The following is a 20,542-nucleotide window of genomic DNA, read 5'->3' on the forward strand; positions in this document are numbered from 1 at the left end:
GCGGGGTGGTGGTGCGCCTGGACACCGGTGCGGTGGTGAAGGAACTGGAGGGCTCGATGATCCACGACGCGAGCGCCTTCTCCCCGGACGGCATGCTCTACGCCGAAGGGCTGGGGCCCGACGTGACGGTCTACCGGGTGGCGGACTGGACGAAGGTCCACAGCTTCAGTGAGGCGAAGACGTCCTACGTGAGCGGCCTCGCGTTCAGCCGGGACAGCGCCGAACTCATCGTCGACCTGGGGGTGAACGCCTTCTGGTGCAATGGCTCTGGGCAGCTCTGCGGACCCTGGGGCAACGAGATCCGCATCCATCCCGTCGAGAACCCGGACACCGTGCGGACGGTCTCCCTGGGGCCGGAGATGCAGGGGTTCGTGACCTTCTCCCCGGAGGGTTCGCTCCTGGCGACCCACGCGGATGGCGCCCTGGCCCTGTGGCGGACGTCGGACCTGGGCGCTGTCGCGGCCCCCGCCATCCCGCAGCCGTGGCGCGTGCAGTTCAGCCCGGACCTGGGCCGGTTGCTCGTGAATGGCGGCCTCTATGATCGGGCCTCCGGGCAGCTGCTCCAGGACTCCGTGCAGGCCGTGTCCCCGGACTTCAAGACGGCCGCCCGGCACGAGGCGGATCAAATCATCGTGAGCGACTTCGCGTCGGGCGAGCGTCGAAAGACCTTCGCAGTGAGCGCGGGGGTCTCCGGCTTCTCCCCGGACGGTCGCTTCGTGGCTGCCTTCTCGTACCTGTCGGGGCGCGGCGACCTCCGGCTCCTCGATGTCACCGGGGACAGCCCGGACCGCACCTTCGCGATGGCGTTCTCCAGGGGAGGTCCTCGCGTGGACTTCTCGCGGGATGGCCGGTGGCTCGCGAGCGCGGCCTACGACGGCTCCTCCACGGTCGAGGTCCTGGGCCTCCAGGCCGCGGCGGGGGAGGGCGCGTCCCTCGAGTCCAGCTTCGCCGCGGTGTTCTCCCCCGACAGCACCGTGCTGGCCACGGGCGGCATGGGCCCCGAGGTGCGGCTCTGGAGGACCTCCGACTTCACCCTCCGCGAGCGGTTGCTGGGACACGGCACGTCCATCGCGCAGGAGCAGTGGCCCGAGTCCATCATCGGCGCCGCCTTCTCCTCCACGGGCCAGCTCGCCACGCTCGGTGCGGACCGCACGGTGCGCCTCTGGTGCTCTCCGTAGCGCTCCGGAGCCTGGCGCGGCGAGCGGCCTTGTTTTCGGAGGCGTGCGATCCGCGCGCATGACATCATCGAGGGTCGGCAACTCCAGCGGAAGAGGTCCGGTGAGCGTCGCAACCCTCGAAGAAGGCCCGTTGCTGGGGCCTGGCTTCTTCCTCGACCGGACGGCGCTCCGCGCGCTCGCGTTGGCCCGGCGTGATGCCTACGGCGCCGCGCGGCCGCATCCGCACGTCGTCATCGATGGCTTCCTGGGGGAGCGGCTGGCGTCCGGACTGGCCGCGATCTTCCCCGGTGCCACCGAGGCCAGCTGGAAGCGACGCGATCACCAGGAACAGGCGGCGCGGCTGGGGCAGCTCCAGCGCAAGGCGTTCGAAGGGGTGCCCGGGGCGCTCCGGCACCTGCTCTCGGAGTTCTCCGGCATGTCGTTCATCGACTTCCTGGAGACGCTCACCGGCGTCCAGGGGCTCATCCCGGATCCGCACTTCCGGGGCGCCGGGCTGCACTTGACGCTGCGGGGGGGCCATCTGGCGCTGCACGCGGACTTCAACCGAGACCGCTTCCGGGCGCTCTCGCGACGGCTCACCGTCCTCTACTACCTGAACCCCGGCTGGGAGGCCGCCTGGGGCGGTGACCTGGAGTTGTGGAGCGCCGACCTCGCCCGGTGTGAGACGCGGATCGCGCCGCTCCTCGACCGGCTGGTCGTGATGGCCCATGGCGACGACCACTGGCACGGCCACCCCTCCGCGCTGGAATGTCCCGAGGGGCGGGGGCGGGCCGCGGTCGCGGCCTATTTCTACACGGCGGAAGTATCTCCCGACGCGCCGGAGCCCCACAGCGCCATCTGGGCGCCGCCGCGTCCCTGAGCGGGAGGGAAACCGCCACGGATGACGGCGCGCGTCTTTCGCTGAATCGCGAGTGAATCCAGGCACTTGAGTTCACTGGGCGGGTCCTGCCATCCCCGCCTGTCGCCCAGGGTCCTCGCAGGCGTTGGACACATCCCGGAGACGGGGCCCCCAGCGCGTGGTGCCCCCGCGGTGTTCGAGGAGGCTCCCAGCTTGCGCTGAAATCACGTATAGGCCCCGTACCAAATTTTGCGGCACACGAGCGGCCCGCTGGGGGAGGGAAGTCTGTCCCCCGCGACTGCTCTGGAGGAACGGATGGAGTTGTCGAGTCTCGAGTCGAATTTCTGGACAGTCGCACCGGGCGTCGTCGGCGCCGTGGGGCTGCTCTTCTCTGCGTTCTTCTACTTCCGCGTCAAGGGTCTCCCGGAAGGTGACGCGACCATGAACCGCATCGCGGGCTACATCCGCGAAGGCGCGATGGCGTTCCTCGTCCGCGAATACAAGGTGCTCGCCGCCTACTGCGCGGTCGTCGCGGTGATCATCGGCCTGACGCTGGGATGGCTCGCGAGCGCGAGCTTCGTGCTGGGCGCGTTCCTGTCGCTGCTCGCGGGCTACATCGGCATGAAGGCCGCGACGTACGCGAACGTGCGCACGGCGCAGGCCGCGCGCACCGGCTCGAAGCCGAACGCGCTCCTGGTCGCGCTCGATGGCGGCGCGGTGATGGGGCTCGCCGTCGCCGGCCTGGGTCTGATCGGCATGGGCGGCGTCTACTACGCGTTCCAGGGCAGTGAGCACCTGACCTCCATCCTCCACTCCTTCGCCGTGGGCGCCAGCTCCATCGCGCTCTTCGCGCGCGTGGGCGGCGGCATCTACACCAAGGCCGCCGACGTCGGCTCCGACATCGCGGGCAAGGTCATCGAGAACATCCCCGAGGACGACCCGCGCAACCCCGGCGTCATCGCGGACAACGTGGGCGACAACGTCGGCGACGTGGCCGGCATGGGCGCGGACATCTACGAGTCCATGGTGGCGGCGCTCGTCGCCGCGATGGCGATCGCGCTGACCGCGAGCGCGTCGGACCTCTCCCGCCTCGTGGTGGACCCCTCGGCGACGGGGCTCGGGCGGGTGGCCGGCGTGGTGCTCCCGCTCGTGCTGTCCGCGGTGGGCCTGATCGTCAGCCTGCTGAGCATCTTCATCGCGCGTGCGCTCAAGCACATGAACCCCGCGCAGGTCCTGCGCAGCGCGCTCATCATGCCCCCCGTCATCCTGGTGGGCCTGTCGTTCGTGATGATGAATGTGTTCGGCCTGTCCCAGGCCATCACGGTGGCGCTGGCCGCGGGCGCCTTCGGCGGTGCCATCATCGGCCTCGTCACGGACTACTACACGTCGTCCACGCCGGTGAAGCGCATCGCGGAGGCCTCCGTCACGGGCGCGGGCACCAACCTCATCCGCGGCCTCGCCGTCGGCATGGAGAGCGTGGGCATCTCGATGGCCACCATCGCGCTGGTCGCCTACATCGCGGACCGGGCGCTCGGCCTGTACGGCATCGCGATGGCGGCGGTGGGCATGCTGGGCGGCACGGCCGTCGTGATGACGGTGGACGCCTACGGCCCCATCTCCGACAACGCGGGCGGCATCTCCGAGATGTCCGGCCTGGGCCCCGAAGTGCGCGCCATCACCGACGAGCTGGACGCGGTGGGCAACACCACGGCGGCCATCGGCAAGGGCTTCGCCATCGGCTCGGCGACGCTCACCGTCATCGCGCTCTTCTCCGCGTTCAACCTGGAGGTCAACCACACGCGTCTGGCCGCCGGCCTGCCGGAGATGAGCCTGCTGCTGACCAACCCGAACGTCATCGTGGGCATGCTGCTGGGCTCCATCCTGCCGTTCCTGGTGGGCGCCTCGACGATGCTCGCCGTGGGTCGCGCCGCCGGCGCCATCGTTGAAGAGATCGGCCGTCAGTTCCGTGAGATTCCGGGCCTGATGGAGCTCAAGGCGGATCCGGACCCCAAGAAGATCGTCGACATCGCGACCAAGAGCGCGCTGCGCGAGATGATCTTCCCGGGCCTCGTCGCCATCGTCGCGCCGCCGCTGGTGGGCTACGTGCTGGGGCCCTCGGCGCTCGCGGGCCTGCTGGCCGGCGCGCTCGTCGTCGGTGCCACCATGGCCCTCTACATGGCCAACGCGGGTGGCGCGTGGGACAACGCCAAGAAGTACATCGAGAAGGGCAAGCTGCCGGGCCACGCGAAGGGCTCGGCGGTCCACAAGGCCGCCGTCGTCGGCGACATGGTGGGCGACCCGTTCAAGGACACGTCCGGTCCTGGCGTCGCCATCCTCATCAAGGTCATGAGCGTCGTCTCGCTGCTCGTGGCTTCGCTCATCGCGCTCCGGTAGTCAGTGCTCGCGGTGGCGGCGCCTCTGAATCCGAGGCGCCGCAACCGCGAATGGCAGCTCGCACCCCTCGGCCTCCCAGGAGGCCGAGCGGTGCCCCGGATTTCGGGCTGGATGCGGAGCGGGACGGAACCTGACCGGTGGCGGTATGCACCGGACGGACGTGCGACCCCTCAGCCGCTTGAGCCGTGGATGTAGGACACCCAACACCCTGGCAGGCCGGGCCCTGGGGCAGTCGGTGAGCGCGTGCTTACACTTCATGGTGTTCCGCGACCGTCTGCGCGCCAGGCACCAGGAGCAGCTGCATCCGCCCCCTGTGGCCCTGACGCGCACGCTCGCTCCCTCGGGTGTGAGGGAGGGAGCGTTGCCGCTGAGCCGCTGACAGAGAGGTGTCCCATGGTTCTGGAGCTCTCCCAGCAGCAATTCCACCTCCTCCATGCCTGCCTGGCTGAAAGTATCGACTCGCTGCACGACGAGGTCCTCCACACCGACCACCGCGACCTGCGCGGCGAGTTGAGGGAGCGGCTCGATCGGTTGCAGACCCTCCAGCGCCAGGTGGAGGCCCAGATGCCGAGGGAGCAGCCGGCCCTCTGACTCGGCTGCTCGGGCTCCATACCTGCACGCACCCAGGCCCTGGCAGCGGCCCCTCCGCAGGCGTGCTGGCAGGCCGCCGGCGGGGCGCGTGCTCCCATGGAGATGGGAGCGCCGCAGCCCCTCTCCGGCGGTCGCGTGAACCCGGTTCAATCCGCCGGGCTCCGGCCCCCCTGGGGCGAGTGACGGATGGCTGCTGCAAGGGACGTCTCGCTCCACCGTCTCCTGTTCCTTCAAGAGGGCGACTGCGGTCTCTTCCGAACTCCAGTTGTAGGATTCAGAGACGCCTTACGCGAATCAATCAGATCCGCCCACTTCATATTCTAACTCTGCAAGAGCATCTGCGGGACGTTGAGACTTTATCGAGAAGGGCTGCTCTCCCGTCCAGGGATGCTCAGGACTGATCGTCTTGAGGATCGAGAACAATTCCTGTCGCTCTTCAGGTCGAAGCCCCGAGGTCAACAGTCCCTTTGCGATACTAATGACTGGAAGCCCTTGGACACCCATCCAGAATGCGCTTTGCCGCGCCAGTTCGCGCAATCGGGCGAACCATGCACTCGGAGCGGCCATGACAAGCCGACCCAAGATCTCCTCCCTGTCATAGTGCCACTCCCAGCCGGAGGGCCACTCTGTTGCGATGGTGGACGCGAGGTCCTCCCGCTCCTGGGGTTCAAGGAGATTCACAAGAGCAGATGCTACAACGTAGCGCGCCTTGGGGGCCGATTGGCGCAATCGCTCCAAGAAGGGACGGAGTATTTCCGCACATCCTGCCTGCTCAGCCCATCGGATATAGGCGGCGACCTGTCGTTCTTCCTGCCATCCAGGCACGTCCTGCATTTGCTCAAGACGCCGTCGAACCGCAGGCTGAAGCCAGTCAGGGAAAGGGGGCTGGGGATATGCGAGCAGCGCAGGTTGAATGGCCTCGAAATCCTCCGCCGTGCTCAATTCATGAAGAAGAGTCGCGATTTCGGCGTTGTTCTCCCAGGCGGGACGTAAGGAGTGAAGAACAGATCCGCAAACGGAACTCCAGGCCCGGGATTTTTTCCCGTCGGCGCCATCGTAGAGCTTCGTGGCGTTCTGGATGTACGTGAGTGCCAATGTCTCCGCCACTGGACGGATTTCTGGATGGCGTAGAACAATCGCAGATGGGACATTCATTCCACTTCCGCTCGCGCTCCGAATCCAATGGGAGAGAGGCAGCCATTGGGCATAGAGCCGCGCCGCCTCCATGTCTCCATTCTCGATGAGGGGCTCAAGGGCGTCTCCATGAAATGAGCTGAGAGTCCCTCGTTTTTCCTCTCGCCAGGAACTCAATAGAGCTTGCCTGATGGCCGAGTGCTTCACTGCTGCTTTACCAACCAGACGTTGATCTTGTGCCCGAAGGCCGGAAGGCCAGCGAGGTACTAGCGCCTTGAGCAAAGGCTCTGGTTTGTCCATGGCATATTCGCAGAGGACAGGCAGAATTTCCGAAAGGTTGATCTTGAGTTCCGTCAGCTCCATCGTGCTCATTCGCGCAAGAGCCGGAGCCATGGCCTGGATGACATCTCGGCGGCGAGTTAGTGGCGGTGAGTTTGTCCGCGGGCCCATGATCCGCTGAGGACGCTGGGTGCTTGGTTCCCATGGCCTGGCCTCCTTCCACTCTGGCCACGTTCTCTCCAAGGCGACGCGTCCTGCTTCAGATTCGGCGAGCTGAGCCAATGCACTGGGGATGGCGATGTTGAGTCGACCGAGAGAGCGGAAACACCGGGCCAACAGTTCAGGATCCGCCTCGCTTGGAAGTAGTGCGAGTGCGGCGCCGCCGGAAGGGAGTTGCCATTCCGCGCGGGCAATAGACGCCAACATTGGCACGAGCCAATGCTGAGTGAACGGATCGTCGCGCGGTGCCTTCCGGAGAATCAGTCCGCTTTGAATGGGAATCCAGCGGTCGAAGTGCATTCCTGCGTCAAACAACTGAAGGACGAGGACTTGCTGCACGCTCGGTTCATGAACCCACGTGGCCAGTTGTTCTAGCGCTGCCAGTCGAATCGTCGGGTTGCTGTGTTTGAGAACATGCTCCCAATGGCGCCAGTCCTGTGTTCCATGGGTTGCATGTGAATGGTCCCAGATGCTGGTTGCAAGAGGCTCTCTCAAGTGCCTCAGCATGGCTCGCCAACACGGTCCCTCAAGTCGAGCCATCTCGTGTATGACGCTCGCTACAAGCGCGGGAATCCAGGTGGAATCTTCTCGATCAAGGAGCGGAACCAACGCCTGGGCCAGCCTGTCCGCGAGAGGTGAGGCATTCTCGCCCAGATCCAATGCTGCCCGAGCCGCGACCATTAGTGCCCGGAGGTTGTCATGGGCCAGATTCGGCCCCTCGGGTAGTAGTCGCGAGATCAGGCTGAGCGCGTGCTCAGGGGAGTCGAGTTCCGCAGACAGCCCAATGGCATGGCGAACAGGCTCTTCTGCCCATCGCTTGCTTGCCACCGACAAGATTGCCGCATCGCCTTGGGAATACAGCGCGGCTCCGCCCAGGTGCTCGGCGATGCCGCGCAAGACGAAGCGGGACGTCCCATTCTCCTGTCGCACCAGAAGGCCAAACTTTCGGTGGGCAAGGTCCAGCCACTCCTCTTCACGATTCGGAGCGAACTTGCCCAACTGCTGCCGGAGCCTCCGATGGGACAGGCTCCCGGTACCTTCGCGCAACATTTCCAGGGCAAGCCGCTCGAAAGTGGGAGACATCTCCGCCCAGGACGGCGGAACTTGAGACTGACCCTCACGTGTCCGAACCCAGCCCTGGAACAATTGCGCGGTGATACCGCGGAAAAGCGCTGCGCGACTTCTCAATGCCCCCGGATCCTGGCTGGCGAGGACGAGGCAGAAGGTTGCTGTGAGCGGATGAGACAGAAGTGGGAGCAGCGCCTCGAAGCGGCGAATGGACTCCAGCGCAGCTACCTGCTCAGGGGCGGCCCTGCGCCAACGCTCCAGGAACATTTCCACCTGGGTTCGGCTCCAGGGCGTGAGGCGAAGGATGATTGCTTGCGAGGGAAATGCGAGGGGGCGGGATGGGCGACCGGCCAAGACCAACGCGGCCGTGCCCTGGTGCTGGGCCAATTCGCGCAGGCGGTGTGCAATCGTTGACGCAAGGCAAGGTTCCACCTCGTCGAGCCCATCCACGAGATAGATGCAACCGGCGGAAGAAGGAGTGAGCACTCGCGTATCGCGGAATCCAGGTGCCCGGCGGAGAAAGGCTTCTTCAATGCTGCCTGTCGCGAGATCGGAAGCCACCAGCAGTACTGGTATTGGCGCATCGAAACGATGTTGGGCTTCCTCCGCCAATAGGTTCCGCAAGTATGCCAGCAGCATGCTCTTGCCGGAGCCTACCTCGCCTTCCACTCCAAAAATCGGATGGGTTGCGAGGCGTGAAGGGGTCCTCAGCCAGTCTAGAAGCTCCACAACCTGGGGATGAAGGCCAAGGTTGCGGTGCGTTGGCTCCCGTTCAAGGGATGGATGGGTGAGCTCTTGTGAAAGGAGTTCCTTACGTAACGGATCCAACACAGGATCGGGCCGTTCATGGCGCGACGCCGTGCGCAAGGCAGACATTACGTAGACGTCCTGTATCCGTGGCCATTCCGCCAGATTTTCGTCAGTGGCACCGAGTGGAGAAAGCGACGCAAACTCCTGGGTCACCGCGCGAAGATACTCTGTGCGCAGGTGAGCCGCCCCTGGGCGCGAGACAGAACGGCGGGAGCGTCCTTGTAGGACTTCTTGCTCCAATACCTCGTAGCGAACCGCGATGGATTCACCTGGATGGGAGCTCAAGTAACTGATGATTCCATCGAGCACGGCTTGGGGATCATCAAACTGCCGAAGTCGCAACAACGCGGCCTCCCGCAACGTCCGCTCATTCCCAAGCGCGTGTATCTCCAGACGTCCAAGTACAGCAATGGTGTCTTGAGGACGGGTCAATCCGAGCTGCTTACTGGTCCACTCCAGCCAGCGCAGCTGGGGCGCGTTCAGGTGCTCCAGGAAAGCGTCCAGGTGAAACCCGGGTTCCCGTAGGGCTTCGCAAAGCTCTTCCAGATGTGCCAGCGATCCCACTTGCTGTATCTGGACGAGTGAGGGCAGTGCCAGATGTGCTCGGGTTAGTCGTGAATCTTGAAGTGAGCGGAGTTGCTCGGCCAGTACCTCGGCAGGAAGTGGGGCGCGCTGGCGCTTCACCTGCCAGCCATGCAGCGCGCCGTCGCGCCAGAGTTCCGAGAAGTCGTCCCAGTAGGGAAACCGGGCATCCTCTTGTCGGAGTTCTTCTGGCCCTGAGGATCCGAACTCGTACGCGTCGATCAGCCGAGCACATCGCTCGGCGGCAACGAGAACACCGTATTGGTCATTTCGCCGAAGCTGTGCTTTCCGGTGCATTGTTCTCAGGTCTGGGTACGGAACCTGGGCTGGCAGAGCACACTTTTTCTAGCGAGCGCCACCCTGAGGCTCGTGACGACGACCCCCTCGCGTAATAAAAAAAGCGGGGTTGGACGGTTTTATCCGTCCAACCCCGCTCCCTACTGTGTCCCCGACGGGATTCGAACCCGTGTCGCCGGCTTGAAAGGCCAGTGTCCTGGGCCTCTAGACGACGGGGACGTCTGCACTGCACTTCTACGGCTTTGAGTCGCGGGGGGCTCGAACCCCCGACCCTCGGCTTAAAAGGCCGGTGCTCTACCAGCTGAGCTAGCGACTCGCTATTCTTTTTTTCGCCGCCCCCAACTGCTCGGCTGTCGCGAGGCGCTTCCTACCAGCAGCGCCCCGGGACTTCCACTGGCGATCGCAGCCCCCGCGACCTGACAAGCCGCTTCCCGCCCCCGGGTGAACATCCGCCCGGCCAGCGGCCTCCGGCTGTCAGCGTCCAGGGCTATACACAGGAGCATGGCCCAGGAAGTTCCCGACCCGCCCGATGCCCCCGAGGACGAAGAGGAGGGGGAGCAGGCACCGCTGCGCCGCTACCTCACCCGGGCAGGGGCCGAGCGCATGCACAAGGAGCTGCTCCAGCTCCTCAACGAGGCCCGCCCCAAGGTCACCGCGGAGGTGTCCGCTGCCGCCGCCCAGGGCGACCGTTCAGAAAACGCCGAATACATCTACGGCAAGAAGCGCCTGCGGGAGATCGACCGGCGCATCCGGTTCCTGTCCAAACGTCTGGACACCGCCACCATCGTCACCCCTTCGGAACAGGGGGACCGCACGAAAGTGTACTTCGGGGCCACGGTGACCCTGGAGGACGAGGGCGGAACACGGCTCACGTATCAGATTGTCGGCTCGGATGAGATCGACGCCACCGGAGGCCGCATCAGCGTCGAATCACCCATGGGCCGGGCGCTCCTGCGCAAGTCCCCGGGTGACACCGTGGAGGTGCGGCGCCCCCGGGGGGAGATTGAGCTCACCCTGGTGGACATTCGCTACGACTAGGACGCCCCCATGCCCCGGACACCACAGATCAGCCCGCAGTTGCGCCGCACGTACTCGCGCCTGAACGGCCTGGACCTGTCCTCCGTCGGGGAGGAGTCCCTGTCCCTGGACGACCTGGGCCTGGAGTCCGGTGGCGACCGCGTGGCCCTGGCGTTCGGCACCTACAGCCGCGAGGGCCTTGAGCGCGCCCTGGCCGCCTATGGTTTCACCCAGCGGCTGGAGGAGCGGGTGGGCCCCTTCGAGCTGCGCCTGTCCTGCCAGGACCCCTTCCAGCCGCGCCTCACCTTCTGGAGCCGCCGCTACCACACGCCCGTCGTGGACCTGTCCCTGCGCCGGGCCACGGGCGCGGAGGTGGGCTTCACCCACGCGGCCGCGGAGGCCCCGCTGCTCTACGTGGACAGCCTCCTCTTGCAGCACCCCGGACGCCCCTTTGACTGGAACCGTCCGCCCCTGCCCGGACAGCTCCACCCGGGACTCTCCCTGTCGCGCGACATCCTGGAGCTGCTGCACCTCATGGCCCGCCGCATTGGCGCGGAGGCCGTGGCGCTGATGCCCGCGACGTTCTCCGCGGCGTGCGTCTACGACCCGCGCTACGCCTTCGTGGACGGCGCCGCCCAGGGACGCTTCAGCGCCCTGCGCCGCGCCGGGCGGGGCTGGCCGCGCTGGCTGCTGGCGTGGGCCGTGGAGCTGGGCTGCATGCGGGACGCGCAGGGACAGCCCGCCCTCTTTGCCCCCTCCGCGATGATCAGCCCCCTGTCCCGGCGGCTGTCGCGGCGCCTGGACACGCGCGGCTGGCACGGAGCGCAGCGCTTCCTCGCGAAGCAGCCCCTGTCCCTGGACGAAGAAGCCCTGCAGGCGCGCTTCCCCTGGGCCCGGATGCCTCCCGGCCCCCCGCCCGAAAGGGTGGTGGAGCTGCTGGGGTATGATCCGTTGTCGCCCGAGTCGTCGTTACAGGATGACGCGGACCGCGCGTCAACGCCCCTGCGGTCCACCGCGGGCGTCTGAAAGCGTCTCCCGGAACGGTCGCGCCCGGGCCACCCAGGACGGTGGCCGTGCTTTTCTGGACGTCCCTTCGTCGTCCCGGACGGGAATGCCGGTGGTGCCTGCTCGTTCGGTGCCTATATTGGGACCAGCAGTCGTCCACGTCCGTCGCTCGCCGTCAGCAATCGCACCCGAACCAAGTCAGGTCGCGAAGCCCTCGATGCGAAAGAACTTCATCCTCGACACGAACGTCCTCCTCCATGACCCCCGCAGCATCTACGGGTTCAAGGACAACAACGTCATCATCCCCATCTACGTCATCGAGGAGGTCGATAACTTCAAGCGCGACCTCTCCGAGCTGGGACGCAATGCGCGACTGGTGGCGCGCTACCTGGATTCCTTCCGCGCCGAAGGCTCGTTGAAGGAGGGCGTCCCGCTGCCGCACGGCGGGATGCTGCGCGTGAGCTTCACCGACCGCGCGCTGCCGTCGTCCATGGTGGACAGCAACCTGGTGGACAACCGCATCCTCGCGGTGGCCCTGGACCTGATGGAGAAGGAGCCGGAGACCCAGGCCGTCTTCATCACCAAGGACACCAACCTGCGCATCCGCGCCGACGCCCTGGGCCTGTCCGCCCAGGACTTCGACACCGAGCGCGTGGAGATCACCGACCTCTACACGGGCTTCACCGAGCTGCTCGCGCCCAAGGAGCTGGTGGATCAGCTCTACAAGCCCGGCGGCGAGGCGGAGATTCCGCAGCAGGACCGGCTCTTCCCCAACCAGTTGGTGTTGCTCAAGGACGAACTCAACCCGTCCCATACGGCGATGGCGCGCTTCAACGCGGCCAAGGCGCGGCTCGTGCCGCTCGCGCGCCAGAGCAAGGAAGGCACCTGGGGCATCCGTCCGCGCAACATGGAGCAGGCGTTCTGCCTGGACCTGCTGCTCAACGATGAGATCAAGCTCGTGACCATCGTGGGCAAGGCGGGCACGGGCAAGACGCTGCTCGCCATCGCCGCGGGCCTGCAGAAGGTGACGGAGGAGGGGCTGTACCACAAGCTGCTGGTCAGCCGGCCCATCTTCCCCCTGGGCCGGGACATCGGCTACCTGCCGGGCAGCGTCGAGGAGAAGCTGAATCCCTGGATGCAGCCCATCTTCGACAACGTGGAGTTCCTCATGAACCTGAGCCGCGCGGACAAGAAGGCCGGGCGCGGCCACCACGAACTGATGGACCTGGGGCTGATGGAGATCGAACCGCTCACGTACATTCGTGGACGCAGCATCCCCAACCAGTTCATCATCGTGGACGAGGCGCAGAACCTCACCCCCCACGAGGTGAAGACCATCCTCACCCGCGTGGGCGACAACACGAAGATCATCCTCACCGGCGACCCGTTCCAGATCGACAACCCGTACGTGGATTCGACCAACAACGGGCTCGTGCACGTGGTCAATCGCTTCAAGAACGAGAAGATCGCCGGCCACATCACCATGGCCAAGGGCGAGCGCAGCATGCTGGCCGAGCTGTCGGCCAACCTGCTGTGAGGCACCCGAAGCCCCAGCGCGAGAGATGTCATGACCCAGGACGGCTCCAACAAGCCCTCGGCCCCCGGTGAGGAGAAGAAGCCCCTCATCGAGTACCCCACGACCTACGAGTTCAAGGTGATGGGCAAGTTGACGGACGACTCGGCGCTCGGTTTCGCCGAGCACGTGCGCCAGCTCTTCAAGCGGAAGATGGGGACGGAGGTGTCCCCGGACTCCATCCGGGAGCAGCCCAGCAGCAAGGGCAACTACATCTCCCTGAGCGTGGCGGTGTTCCTGCTGTCCGAGGAGCAGCGCCGCGCCATCTACGAAGCGCTGCACGAGGATCCCCGCATCGTCTACTACCTGTGAGGCAGGCGCCGCGCGGGCTCCATTCCAGGGTGGGAAACGCGGCGTGCGGTGGCTGGAAGTCCGGCCGGGCTGCGTATATGAGGGGGGCATGAGTCCCGCCGAGTCATTCCCGCTGTACCACCCGCCGGGTGCGCAGCGCGCGTTCGGCTCCGACGACGCCACGCGCCGCTTCGCCAAGGTGGCCCAGCTCGACCCGGGCTCGCGCGTGCTCGTGCTCGGCTGTGGTCCGGAAGGCGGCGCGGCCGTGCTGCTGGCCCAGGAGCTGCGCTGCTCCGTGGTGGCCGTGGACACCGACGAGGCCCTGGTGTCCCCCGTGCGCGAGCGCGTGCGCTCTCAGGGCCTGTCGGATCGCATCGAGGTCCGCCGCGTGGCGCCGGATGCGCTGGGCATGCTGGACGGACCCTTCCACGGCATCCTCGTGCCGGGGCGCGTGCAGTATCCGCTGGACGTGTCGCTGCGCGTGTTCCGCGCGCTCCTGGGCAAGCGCGGCCGCGTGGGCTTCACCTTCCCGGCGCGCGTGGGCCGCTTCACGCCGAAGCCCGTGCTGGACTTCTGGGAGAAGCGCCTCGGCGCGCCGCTGCTGCTGCCGCGCGAATTGCTCCAGGCGCTGGAAGGCGCCGGCTACGAGCCGGAGTCCGTGGAGTCGCTGCACGACACGGAGCTGGACGCGCTCTACCGCGACATGGAAGCGCACCTGCCCGAAGGCGCGTCGCCGGAGAGCGCCGCCTTCCGCGAGGAGCTGGCGCTGCACCAGGACCACAACCAGAAGCCAGGCGTCAGCTACGCGTTCGCGGTGGGCCGTCGCAAGGAACCGGGAGAGAAGCCCCCCGCGTCGCGCGACCGGGGCTGACCGCCGGTCCTGACGGAGGGATCGGCCGGAGGGCCCGTGAGAACGGGCCCCGTCCCAGCAGCGCTACTGCACGCCGTTGAAGTCGAGCAGCTCGATGGACTCGGAGGCCACCGACAGCGTGAGCTGCTCGCGGTAGCCCGCCGCGTCGCCGCCGACCTGGAAGGGCATGGGGCGCGCGAAGCGGATGGTGACGTCCTTCGCGTGGAAGTCGTGCAGTCCTTCCGGGGCCCAGCGGCCATTCCAGAGGCGGGGCAGGTTGGCCAGCACCTGCGTGGGCGACACCTGGCCCAGGCGCAGCTGCATGAAGCCCCGGCGATCATTGGCGTAGGGGAACATGCGGAAGCCGTAGCCGTAGAAGGGCATGGTGCCCGCGGCGGCCATCATCAGCTTGCCCCGGAAGAGCACGGCGCCCGGCGCGATGGGGCCGCCCACCTCCTGGCCCTCCGCGCCCAGACGGTATGCCTCCGACGCGCCGTTCACGACTTCGCACTCCACCAGCACGGAGCTGGTGAGGTAGTGCGGCACCGTCTTGAAGGCCACCGCGGAGAAGTAGCCGCCACCGCCGGACATGACCCGCTTGAACATGCCCTTGCCCAGCGTCTCCTTCACGGAGATGTAGTCGTTGAGCACCTTGCCATCCACGCCCAGCCCCGCGAAGGGCGCGCGCTGGCCGTCCACCTGCACCAGGTCCATGGTGCGCACGCTGGGGAACTCCGCCGCGCGCGCCCGCACCACGTCGTTGAGGATGCCGTCGCCCCGGGTGCTGGAGGCGTTGACGAACGCCGCGATGCCGTTGCCCGTGCCCAGCTTGAGGATGCCGAAGCGCGGCGCGGCCTGGCCGGCGAACTTCCCGCGCGGGCCCACCTGCTGCAGCACCTCATTGACGAAGCCCATGAAGGTACCGTCGCCGCCGCCGGTGAACACCGTGGGGTAGCCCCGCTCCAGCACCGTCTGCGCGATGCGGCGCGCATCCAACGGAGAGCGCGACAGGAAGAGGTCCTCCTCCGGCACCACGTGCGACAGCAGCTTGACCACCCGGGCGTCCACCTTGCGGGCGTTCGCGTTCAGCATGACCGCGACCTTCGGTTCAGCGGACGGAAGCGCCGACGGGGAGCGGCGGAAGTCCGTGGAACGAAGGGGCTGGACCAGCATGGACGACTCCAGGGGGAGGGGGGCAGGCATGACAGCGATGACGCGGTTGGGACTGTGCACTTTTCTCGCCAACGACTGACGCGGGGCGTCAGTCAATGTGCTCACTGGAGTTTCAAGGGGTTGCACGGTTTGCTGGTGGCCAATGTGGACGCTCGGTTGCTACCGCCGGGTGACGGCGGTGTAGAGCGCGTTACGCACCCATGGCGGGTGGATGGCGAGCGGATGGCGGGCAGGTGACAGGGCCCCCGTCTTTGCCTGCGCACTGCGCTACGCAGGGGGCGTCATCACCTTTGCGCTGGGTACCCGGTCCCACGGGGAAACCCGCCCTTGCGTTTGACACGACAGGGGGGGTGGTTACGTTGGGCATACATCGGGATTTCGCAGGAAAAACGCAGTCATTTCCGGAGGATGGGAACCGTGGGCAAGATTATCGGAATCGACCTGGGCACCACGAACAGCGTGGTGGCGATCATGGAGGGTCGCGAGCCCAAGGTCATCGTCAACGAAGAGGGTACCCCCACGACGCCGTCCGTGGTCGCGTTCACGAAGGATGGGGAGCGCCTGGTCGGTCAGGTGGCGAAGCGTCAAGCCATCACCAACCCGGAGCAGACCATCTACTCGGTGAAGCGCTTCATGGGCCGCCGGTACGAGGAGACCACCGAGGAGGCGAAGCTCGTCCCCTACAAGGTGGCCCGGGGTCCCAACGGCGATGCGCGCGTGGACATCAGCGGCAAGCAGTACAGCGCGCCGGAGATCAGCGCGCAGGTGCTCTTGAAGCTCAAGCGCGCCGCGGAGAACTACCTGGGTGAGAAGGTGACGGAGGCGGTCATCACCGTCCCGGCGTACTTCAACGACGCCCAGCGCCAGGCCACCAAGGACGCGGGTGAGATCGCCGGCCTCACGGTGCGCCGCATCGTGAACGAGCCCACCGCGGCCGCGCTCGCGTACGGCATGGACAAGAAGAAGGATGAGAAGATCGCCGTCTACGACTTCGGCGGCGGCACCTTCGACGTGTCCATCCTGGAAGTGGGCGAGAACGTCGTGGACGTGTTGGCCACCAATGGCGACACGCACCTGGGCGGCGACAACATCGACCTGCGGATCATGGACTGGCTGATCAGCGAGTTCAAGAAGGACACCGGGCTGGACGTCAGCAAGGACAAGATGGTCCTCCAGCGCCTGAAGGAGGCGGCGGAGAAGGCGAAGATCGAGCTGTCCAGCGCGATGCAGACGGACATCAACCTGCCGTTCCTCACGGCGGACGCCTCAGGTCCCAAGCACCTGAACGTGAAGCTCACGCGCGCCAAGTTCGAGCAGATGATCAGCGATCTGGTCGAGCGTTCGCTGGAGCCGTGCCGCAAGTGCCTGAAAGACTCGGGCCTGGACCCGAAGGACCTCAACGAGGTCGTGCTCGTGGGCGGTTCCACGCGCATTCCGATGGTGCAGGAGGCCGTGAAGCGGCTGTTCGGCAAGGAGCCGAACCGCACGGTGAACCCGGACGAGGTCGTGGCCGTGGGCGCCGCGGTGCAGGCCGGCGTGCTCTCCGGCGAGGTGAAGGACATCCTCCTGCTGGACGTGACGCCGCTGTCGCTGGGCGTGGAGACGTTGGGCGGCGTGATGACGAAGCTCATCGAGCGCAACACGACCATCCCCACGCGCAAGTCGGAGACCTTCTCCACGGCGGCGGACGGTCAGACGCAGGTGGAGATCCACGTGCTGCAGGGTGAGCGCGAGATGGCGGGCGACAACCGCAGCCTCGGCCGCTTCCACCTGACGGGCATGCCTCCGGCGCCGCGCGGCGTGCCGCAGATTGAAGTGACGTTCGACATCGACGCGAACGGCATCCTCAACGTCAACGCCAAGGACAAGGCGACGGGCAAGGAGACGAAGGTCACCATCAGCCACTCGTCCGGTCTGTCGAAGGACGAAGTGGAGAAGATGGTCACCGACGCCCGGGCCAACGAGTCCGCGGACAAGGCGCGCCGCGAGCTCATCGAGGTGAAGAACCAGGCGGAGAGCCAGGCCTACGCCGCGGAGAAGATGGTCAAGGAGAACAAGGACAAGCTCACCCCCGACGTGGCGAAGGCCATCGAGGACGGTGTCGCGGAGCTGAACGCGGTCCGCGAGGGGCAGGACAAGGACGCCATCAAGGCGGCCCTGGACAAGCTCCAGCAGGCCAGCTTCAAGGCCGCGGAGGAGATGTACCGCGCCACCGGCGGCGCGCCGGGTGCCACGCCTCCTCCGGGTGGCGAGCCGAACGCCGCGCCGGGCTCCAGCGCCCAGCCGGCCGCGAAGGACGACGTGGTGGATGCCGAGTTCCGCCAGTCGTAAATCCGTGAGGTCCCCGCCGCCGCGCGGCGGGAACTGAACGCCAGGGCCGGGGCTCCGACGAGGGGCGCCGGCCCTGCTTTTTTGGGCCCCCCGGGTTCCCTCCGGGGCGGTGGACGGTGGTGCCGGACGCAGGATGTGGTGCCGGGACAACCCCGCGATTTCACGCGGGCTCGGGGTGGCGGAGGCGCTGCAAGGGGCGGGCGGGTTCCTCGCGGTCCTTTGAAGGTGTCCTGCCATGTCCCGTATCGAGTCCCTGGTGTCCGGCGTCCTCCCTGAGCTCACCGCAGCCGAAGTCCCGCCGGGCCCCGCGTCCGCGAGTCCTCCGTCCGCCTTCCGTCCACCGTCCGTGGCTCCGGCCAATTCCGTGGAGGTGTTCCGGGGTGGTGGCGTGCCGGCCGCGCCTTCTGCTCGGGCCTCCCAGGTGGCTCCCCGGGCGCGGGAGGACAACGGCTTCGACTTCGGCGTGGGGGGCGCTTTTCCGCCCCGGCCCACCGGCTCCTTGAAGGAACAGGTGAAGCAGGGGGCGCTGCTCCTGGAACAGACGCAGGCGGCGGCGGTCAGCGTGACGCTGGACGTGGGCACGGCGATGGACGCCTACGCGCGCAAGCACCTGGGGCACCTGGAGCCGAGCCCGCCCATCGCGGGCGCGCCCACTTCGCTGACGGACTACACCAGCACCATTCCAGGCGTGTCCGCGAAGGAGGCCTACGCGGCCTTCGTGGGCCACCCGGAGCTGCTCTTCGGCGCGGCGGGCATCTTCCTCCGGCCGGCGGCGAGCGCGCTGACGGACGGCGCCCGGCTGTTCCTTGAAGAGCAGGGACCGCCGCCGGTGTGGGCGCCCATCACCGTGAAGCTCGATGCGGAACAGCGCACCGTCCACATCACCACGCTGGATGGCCACCCGTTGCGCGGCACCAACCGTTTCATCTTCGACGACGACGGCACCGGGGGCACGCGCATCCGACAGTATTCAGCCTTCCAGGGCAGCTCTCCGGCGACGTCGGTGGGCCTGGCGCTGATGGATCCCATTGAACGACAGCACGACATCTGGCGCAGCGTTCATGGCCAGCTGCATGAAATGCTCAAGGCCCGCTAGCATAGAAGGCAGGCAACGCCCGTGGGGAGGTGACGCGTGACGACGCTCCAGACAACGCCGCCGGGACATGACGTGGTCCTCTACGACAGCCACTGCCGCATCTGCAGCGGAGCCGCCAGGGAGATGCAGAAGCTGGTGGGCAGCCAGGGCACGAAGCTGCTCTCGTTCCGCGACGAAGGCGTCCTGGATGCCTTCCCGGGCGTCACCGCCGAGCGGTGTGAGAAGGCCATGCAGCTCATCCAGGCGGATGGCCGGGTGTTGGAGGGGGCGGAGGCCATCGTCCGGGCCATGGGGCGACGCCCGCTGGGCCGGCTGCTCTACGTGTACTACGTGCCGGGCCTGCGCCACCTGGCGGATGCGGTCTATGGGATGGTGGCCCGCTACCGCTTCCGCATCGCGGGTCGCAATTGCCCCGACGGGGCCTGCGCGGTGCACTTCAAATAGGGGAAGGGGGGCGGGTAGCATGCGGCCTTCCCCGCTCTCCTCTGGCCCTCCGTGACCTCGCCTCCTCCCTACCTGCAGGCCGCCCAGTCCTTTCGTCGCTTCTTCGGGGAGCTTCGGGAGACGTACCTGGAGCGGGAGACGCTCTTCACGCAGATCGAACTGGCGCTGCTGTGCCGTGAGCACGTGCTGGTGGTAGGGCCTCCCGGGACGGCCAAGAGCGCGGTGGCCAGCGCCGTCCTGGGGCGCATCACCGACGAGACGTCGGGACTGCCCTCGCTGTTCTCCAAGCAGATCGCCGAGTCCACCCTGCAGACGGACCTCATCGGGCCGGTGGACTTCAAGGTCCTCACGGAGACGGGGCGCACGGAGTACCTCACCGACGAGGGCATGCTGGGCTCGGTGCACGCGTTCCTGGACGAGGTCTTCGACGGCCGGGACATGCTGCTGCGCTCCATCCTCAACGTGATGTACGAGCGGGAGCTGAAGCATGGCCGCAAGGTGACGGCCGGACGCACCGAGTGCGTCGTGATGACGAGCAACCGCTACCTCACGGAGGTGCTCGCGCGCTCGCCGGAGCTGCTGCTGGCGTTCGCGGACCGGCTGAGCTTCATCTGCTTCGTGCCCAAGGCCTTCGCCCGGCGGGAGAGCCGCGCCGCGATGCTGCACCGCTTCGTGCACGGCACGCGGCCGGACCTGCACGCCACGCTGACGCTGCAGCAGTTGGACCTGCTGCAGGACGCGGTGGCGCAGGTGAAGGTGCCCGGCAACGTGCTCGAAGGCGTGGAGATGCTGACGGACGCGCTGGAGCGTTCGCTGGTGGCCCAGGTGTCGAAGCTGCCGGACTACGTGCCCACGAAGTACTTCTCCCAGCGCTCGGTGGTGAAGGCGCTGTGGACGCTGAAGGCGGCGGTGGTGCGCGATCAGATCTACCGCCGCCCGGACCGGCCGCTCGAAGCGACGGTGGAGGACCTGGACGCGCTGCGCTGGTTCTTCCTGCTCGGCGGCCCGCCCGCGGCGGAGGCGGACGCGCTGCTCAAGGCGGCGGTGGATCCGCGCGAACGGGCGCAGTTGGAGATCGTCCGGCTGGAGCAGCGCACCTTCGACGAGGTGCTGGGCAAGGTGCGCCAGGAGCTGGGCGGAGGCGTGGAGCGCGAGGCGACGACGCTCGCGGCCGCCGACGATGTCACGGCCGCCGAGGCGCTGAGCCGCAACTGGCAGGCGGGCGTGGTGTCCAGCACCGCGCGCGGCGTGCTGGGCAAGCTGGTGCCGGGGCCGCGCCACGGTCAGAACCGCGCCCCGCTGCTGGTGGCGGCGCGCGCGCTGGTGGCGGCGCTGGAGCAGCGGCTGTCGCGGGGCATGGCGGGGCAGGGGG

The 20,542-nt window shown here is 67.2% G+C and carries 15 protein-coding genes and 2 tRNA genes; 13 read left to right on the top strand and 4 right to left on the bottom strand.

The window, feature by feature from the left end:
- From D7Y13_RS19580 to D7Y13_RS19595, 4 genes are all read left to right on the top strand, one after another.
- The coding region (locus tag D7Y13_RS19580; RefSeq protein WP_208734474.1) for a WD40 repeat domain-containing protein at positions 1 to 1,178 on the top strand (1,178 nt) is incomplete at its 5' end.
- Positions 1,179 to 1,278: 100 nt separating this feature from the next.
- Positions 1,279 to 2,037: a 2OG-Fe(II) oxygenase gene (locus D7Y13_RS19585; RefSeq protein ID WP_120583996.1), complete on the top strand. Its 759-nt coding sequence runs from the start codon at positions 1,279 to 1,281 to the stop codon at positions 2,035 to 2,037.
- Positions 2,038 to 2,331: 294 nt separating this feature from the next.
- Positions 2,332 to 4,410, top strand: coding sequence for a sodium-translocating pyrophosphatase (locus D7Y13_RS19590; protein WP_120583995.1), 2,079 nt, complete (start codon positions 2,332 to 2,334; stop codon positions 4,408 to 4,410).
- Between the two features lie 393 nt (positions 4,411 to 4,803).
- Positions 4,804 to 5,001, top strand: coding sequence for a hypothetical protein (locus D7Y13_RS19595; protein WP_120583994.1), 198 nt, complete (start codon positions 4,804 to 4,806; stop codon positions 4,999 to 5,001).
- A 294-nt stretch (positions 5,002 to 5,295) separates the two neighbouring features.
- Here the strand turns inward: D7Y13_RS19595 and D7Y13_RS45265 are convergent, their stop codons facing one another.
- The 3 genes from D7Y13_RS45265 to D7Y13_RS19605 all read right to left on the bottom strand — a co-directional run bounded on the left by D7Y13_RS45265 (position 5,296) and on the right by D7Y13_RS19605 (position 9,706).
- Positions 5,296 to 9,390, bottom strand: coding sequence for an NACHT domain-containing protein (locus D7Y13_RS45265; RefSeq protein WP_147444317.1), 4,095 nt, complete (start codon positions 9,388 to 9,390; stop codon positions 5,296 to 5,298).
- Between the two features lie 146 nt (positions 9,391 to 9,536).
- Positions 9,537 to 9,609, bottom strand: a tRNA-Glu gene (locus D7Y13_RS19600).
- A gap of 24 nt (positions 9,610 to 9,633) precedes the next feature.
- Positions 9,634 to 9,706, bottom strand: a tRNA-Lys gene (locus D7Y13_RS19605).
- Positions 9,707 to 9,891: 185 nt separating this feature from the next.
- Between D7Y13_RS19605 and greB the strand changes: the two genes are divergently transcribed.
- From greB to D7Y13_RS19630, 5 genes are all read left to right on the top strand, one after another.
- Positions 9,892 to 10,428, top strand: a complete 537-nt coding sequence (greB, locus tag D7Y13_RS19610) for a transcription elongation factor GreB (protein WP_120532640.1) — start codon at positions 9,892 to 9,894, stop codon at positions 10,426 to 10,428.
- Between the two features lie 9 nt (positions 10,429 to 10,437).
- Positions 10,438 to 11,433 (top strand): deacetylase, encoded by a 996-nt coding sequence (locus D7Y13_RS19615; RefSeq protein ID WP_233595598.1) that lies wholly within the window; start codon positions 10,438 to 10,440, stop codon positions 11,431 to 11,433.
- 196 nt (positions 11,434 to 11,629) lie between these two features.
- Positions 11,630 to 12,949, top strand: a complete 1,320-nt coding sequence (locus D7Y13_RS19620) for a PhoH family protein (RefSeq protein ID WP_120532641.1) — start codon at positions 11,630 to 11,632, stop codon at positions 12,947 to 12,949.
- A 30-nt stretch (positions 12,950 to 12,979) separates the two neighbouring features.
- The gene (locus tag D7Y13_RS19625) at positions 12,980 to 13,297 is read left to right on the top strand and encodes an HP0495 family protein (RefSeq protein WP_120532642.1); all 318 of its coding nucleotides are present in this window, start codon (positions 12,980 to 12,982) and stop codon (positions 13,295 to 13,297) included.
- A gap of 88 nt (positions 13,298 to 13,385) precedes the next feature.
- Positions 13,386 to 14,147: an SAM-dependent methyltransferase gene (locus D7Y13_RS19630; protein ID WP_120583993.1), complete on the top strand. Its 762-nt coding sequence runs from the start codon at positions 13,386 to 13,388 to the stop codon at positions 14,145 to 14,147.
- A gap of 63 nt (positions 14,148 to 14,210) precedes the next feature.
- On the opposite strand, the gene D7Y13_RS19635 is transcribed toward D7Y13_RS19630, so the two are convergent.
- Positions 14,211 to 15,299: a diacylglycerol/lipid kinase family protein gene (locus D7Y13_RS19635; protein WP_120532644.1), complete on the bottom strand. Its 1,089-nt coding sequence runs from the start codon at positions 15,297 to 15,299 to the stop codon at positions 14,211 to 14,213.
- A gap of 417 nt (positions 15,300 to 15,716) precedes the next feature.
- Between D7Y13_RS19635 and dnaK the strand changes: the two genes are divergently transcribed.
- From dnaK to D7Y13_RS19655, 4 genes are all read left to right on the top strand, one after another.
- Positions 15,717 to 17,630, top strand: coding sequence for a molecular chaperone DnaK (gene dnaK / locus D7Y13_RS19640; protein ID WP_120532654.1), 1,914 nt, complete (start codon positions 15,717 to 15,719; stop codon positions 17,628 to 17,630).
- A gap of 235 nt (positions 17,631 to 17,865) precedes the next feature.
- Positions 17,866 to 18,726: a hypothetical protein gene (locus D7Y13_RS19645; RefSeq protein ID WP_120583992.1), complete on the top strand. Its 861-nt coding sequence runs from the start codon at positions 17,866 to 17,868 to the stop codon at positions 18,724 to 18,726.
- 36 nt (positions 18,727 to 18,762) lie between these two features.
- On the top strand, positions 18,763 to 19,170 hold the full coding sequence (locus tag D7Y13_RS19650) for a thiol-disulfide oxidoreductase DCC family protein (RefSeq protein WP_120532646.1): 408 nt from the start codon (positions 18,763 to 18,765) through the stop codon (positions 19,168 to 19,170).
- A 51-nt stretch (positions 19,171 to 19,221) separates the two neighbouring features.
- Positions 19,222 to 20,542 (top strand): AAA family ATPase (locus D7Y13_RS19655; RefSeq protein WP_158626160.1); only part of this gene is annotated, 1,321 nt, incomplete at its 3' end.

The organism is Corallococcus praedator (assembly GCF_003612125.1).
Lineage (GTDB): Bacteria > Myxococcota > Myxococcia > Myxococcales > Myxococcaceae > Corallococcus > Corallococcus praedator.

Bases quoted from the DNA above. Each gene is read 5' to 3' on its own strand.
- D7Y13_RS19625 (WP_120532642.1), top strand. From the start codon at position 12,980: ATGACCCAGGACGGCTCCAACAAGCCCTCGGCCCCCGGTGAGGAGAAG.
- D7Y13_RS19590 (WP_120583995.1), top strand. From the start codon at position 2,332: ATGGAGTTGTCGAGTCTCGAGTCGAATTTCTGGACAGTCGCACCGGGC.
- D7Y13_RS19645 (WP_120583992.1), top strand. From the start codon at position 17,866: ATGTCCCGTATCGAGTCCCTGGTGTCCGGCGTCCTCCCTGAGCTCACC.
- greB (WP_120532640.1), top strand. From the start codon at position 9,892: ATGGCCCAGGAAGTTCCCGACCCGCCCGATGCCCCCGAGGACGAAGAG.
- D7Y13_RS19635 (WP_120532644.1), bottom strand. From the start codon at position 15,299: ATGCTGGTCCAGCCCCTTCGTTCCACGGACTTCCGCCGCTCCCCGTCG.
- D7Y13_RS19630 (WP_120583993.1), top strand. From the start codon at position 13,386: ATGAGTCCCGCCGAGTCATTCCCGCTGTACCACCCGCCGGGTGCGCAG.
- D7Y13_RS19620 (WP_120532641.1), top strand. From the start codon at position 11,630: ATGCGAAAGAACTTCATCCTCGACACGAACGTCCTCCTCCATGACCCC.
- D7Y13_RS19615 (WP_233595598.1), top strand. From the start codon at position 10,438: ATGCCCCGGACACCACAGATCAGCCCGCAGTTGCGCCGCACGTACTCG.
- D7Y13_RS19595 (WP_120583994.1), top strand. From the start codon at position 4,804: ATGGTTCTGGAGCTCTCCCAGCAGCAATTCCACCTCCTCCATGCCTGC.
- D7Y13_RS45265 (WP_147444317.1), bottom strand. From the start codon at position 9,390: ATGCACCGGAAAGCACAGCTTCGGCGAAATGACCAATACGGTGTTCTC.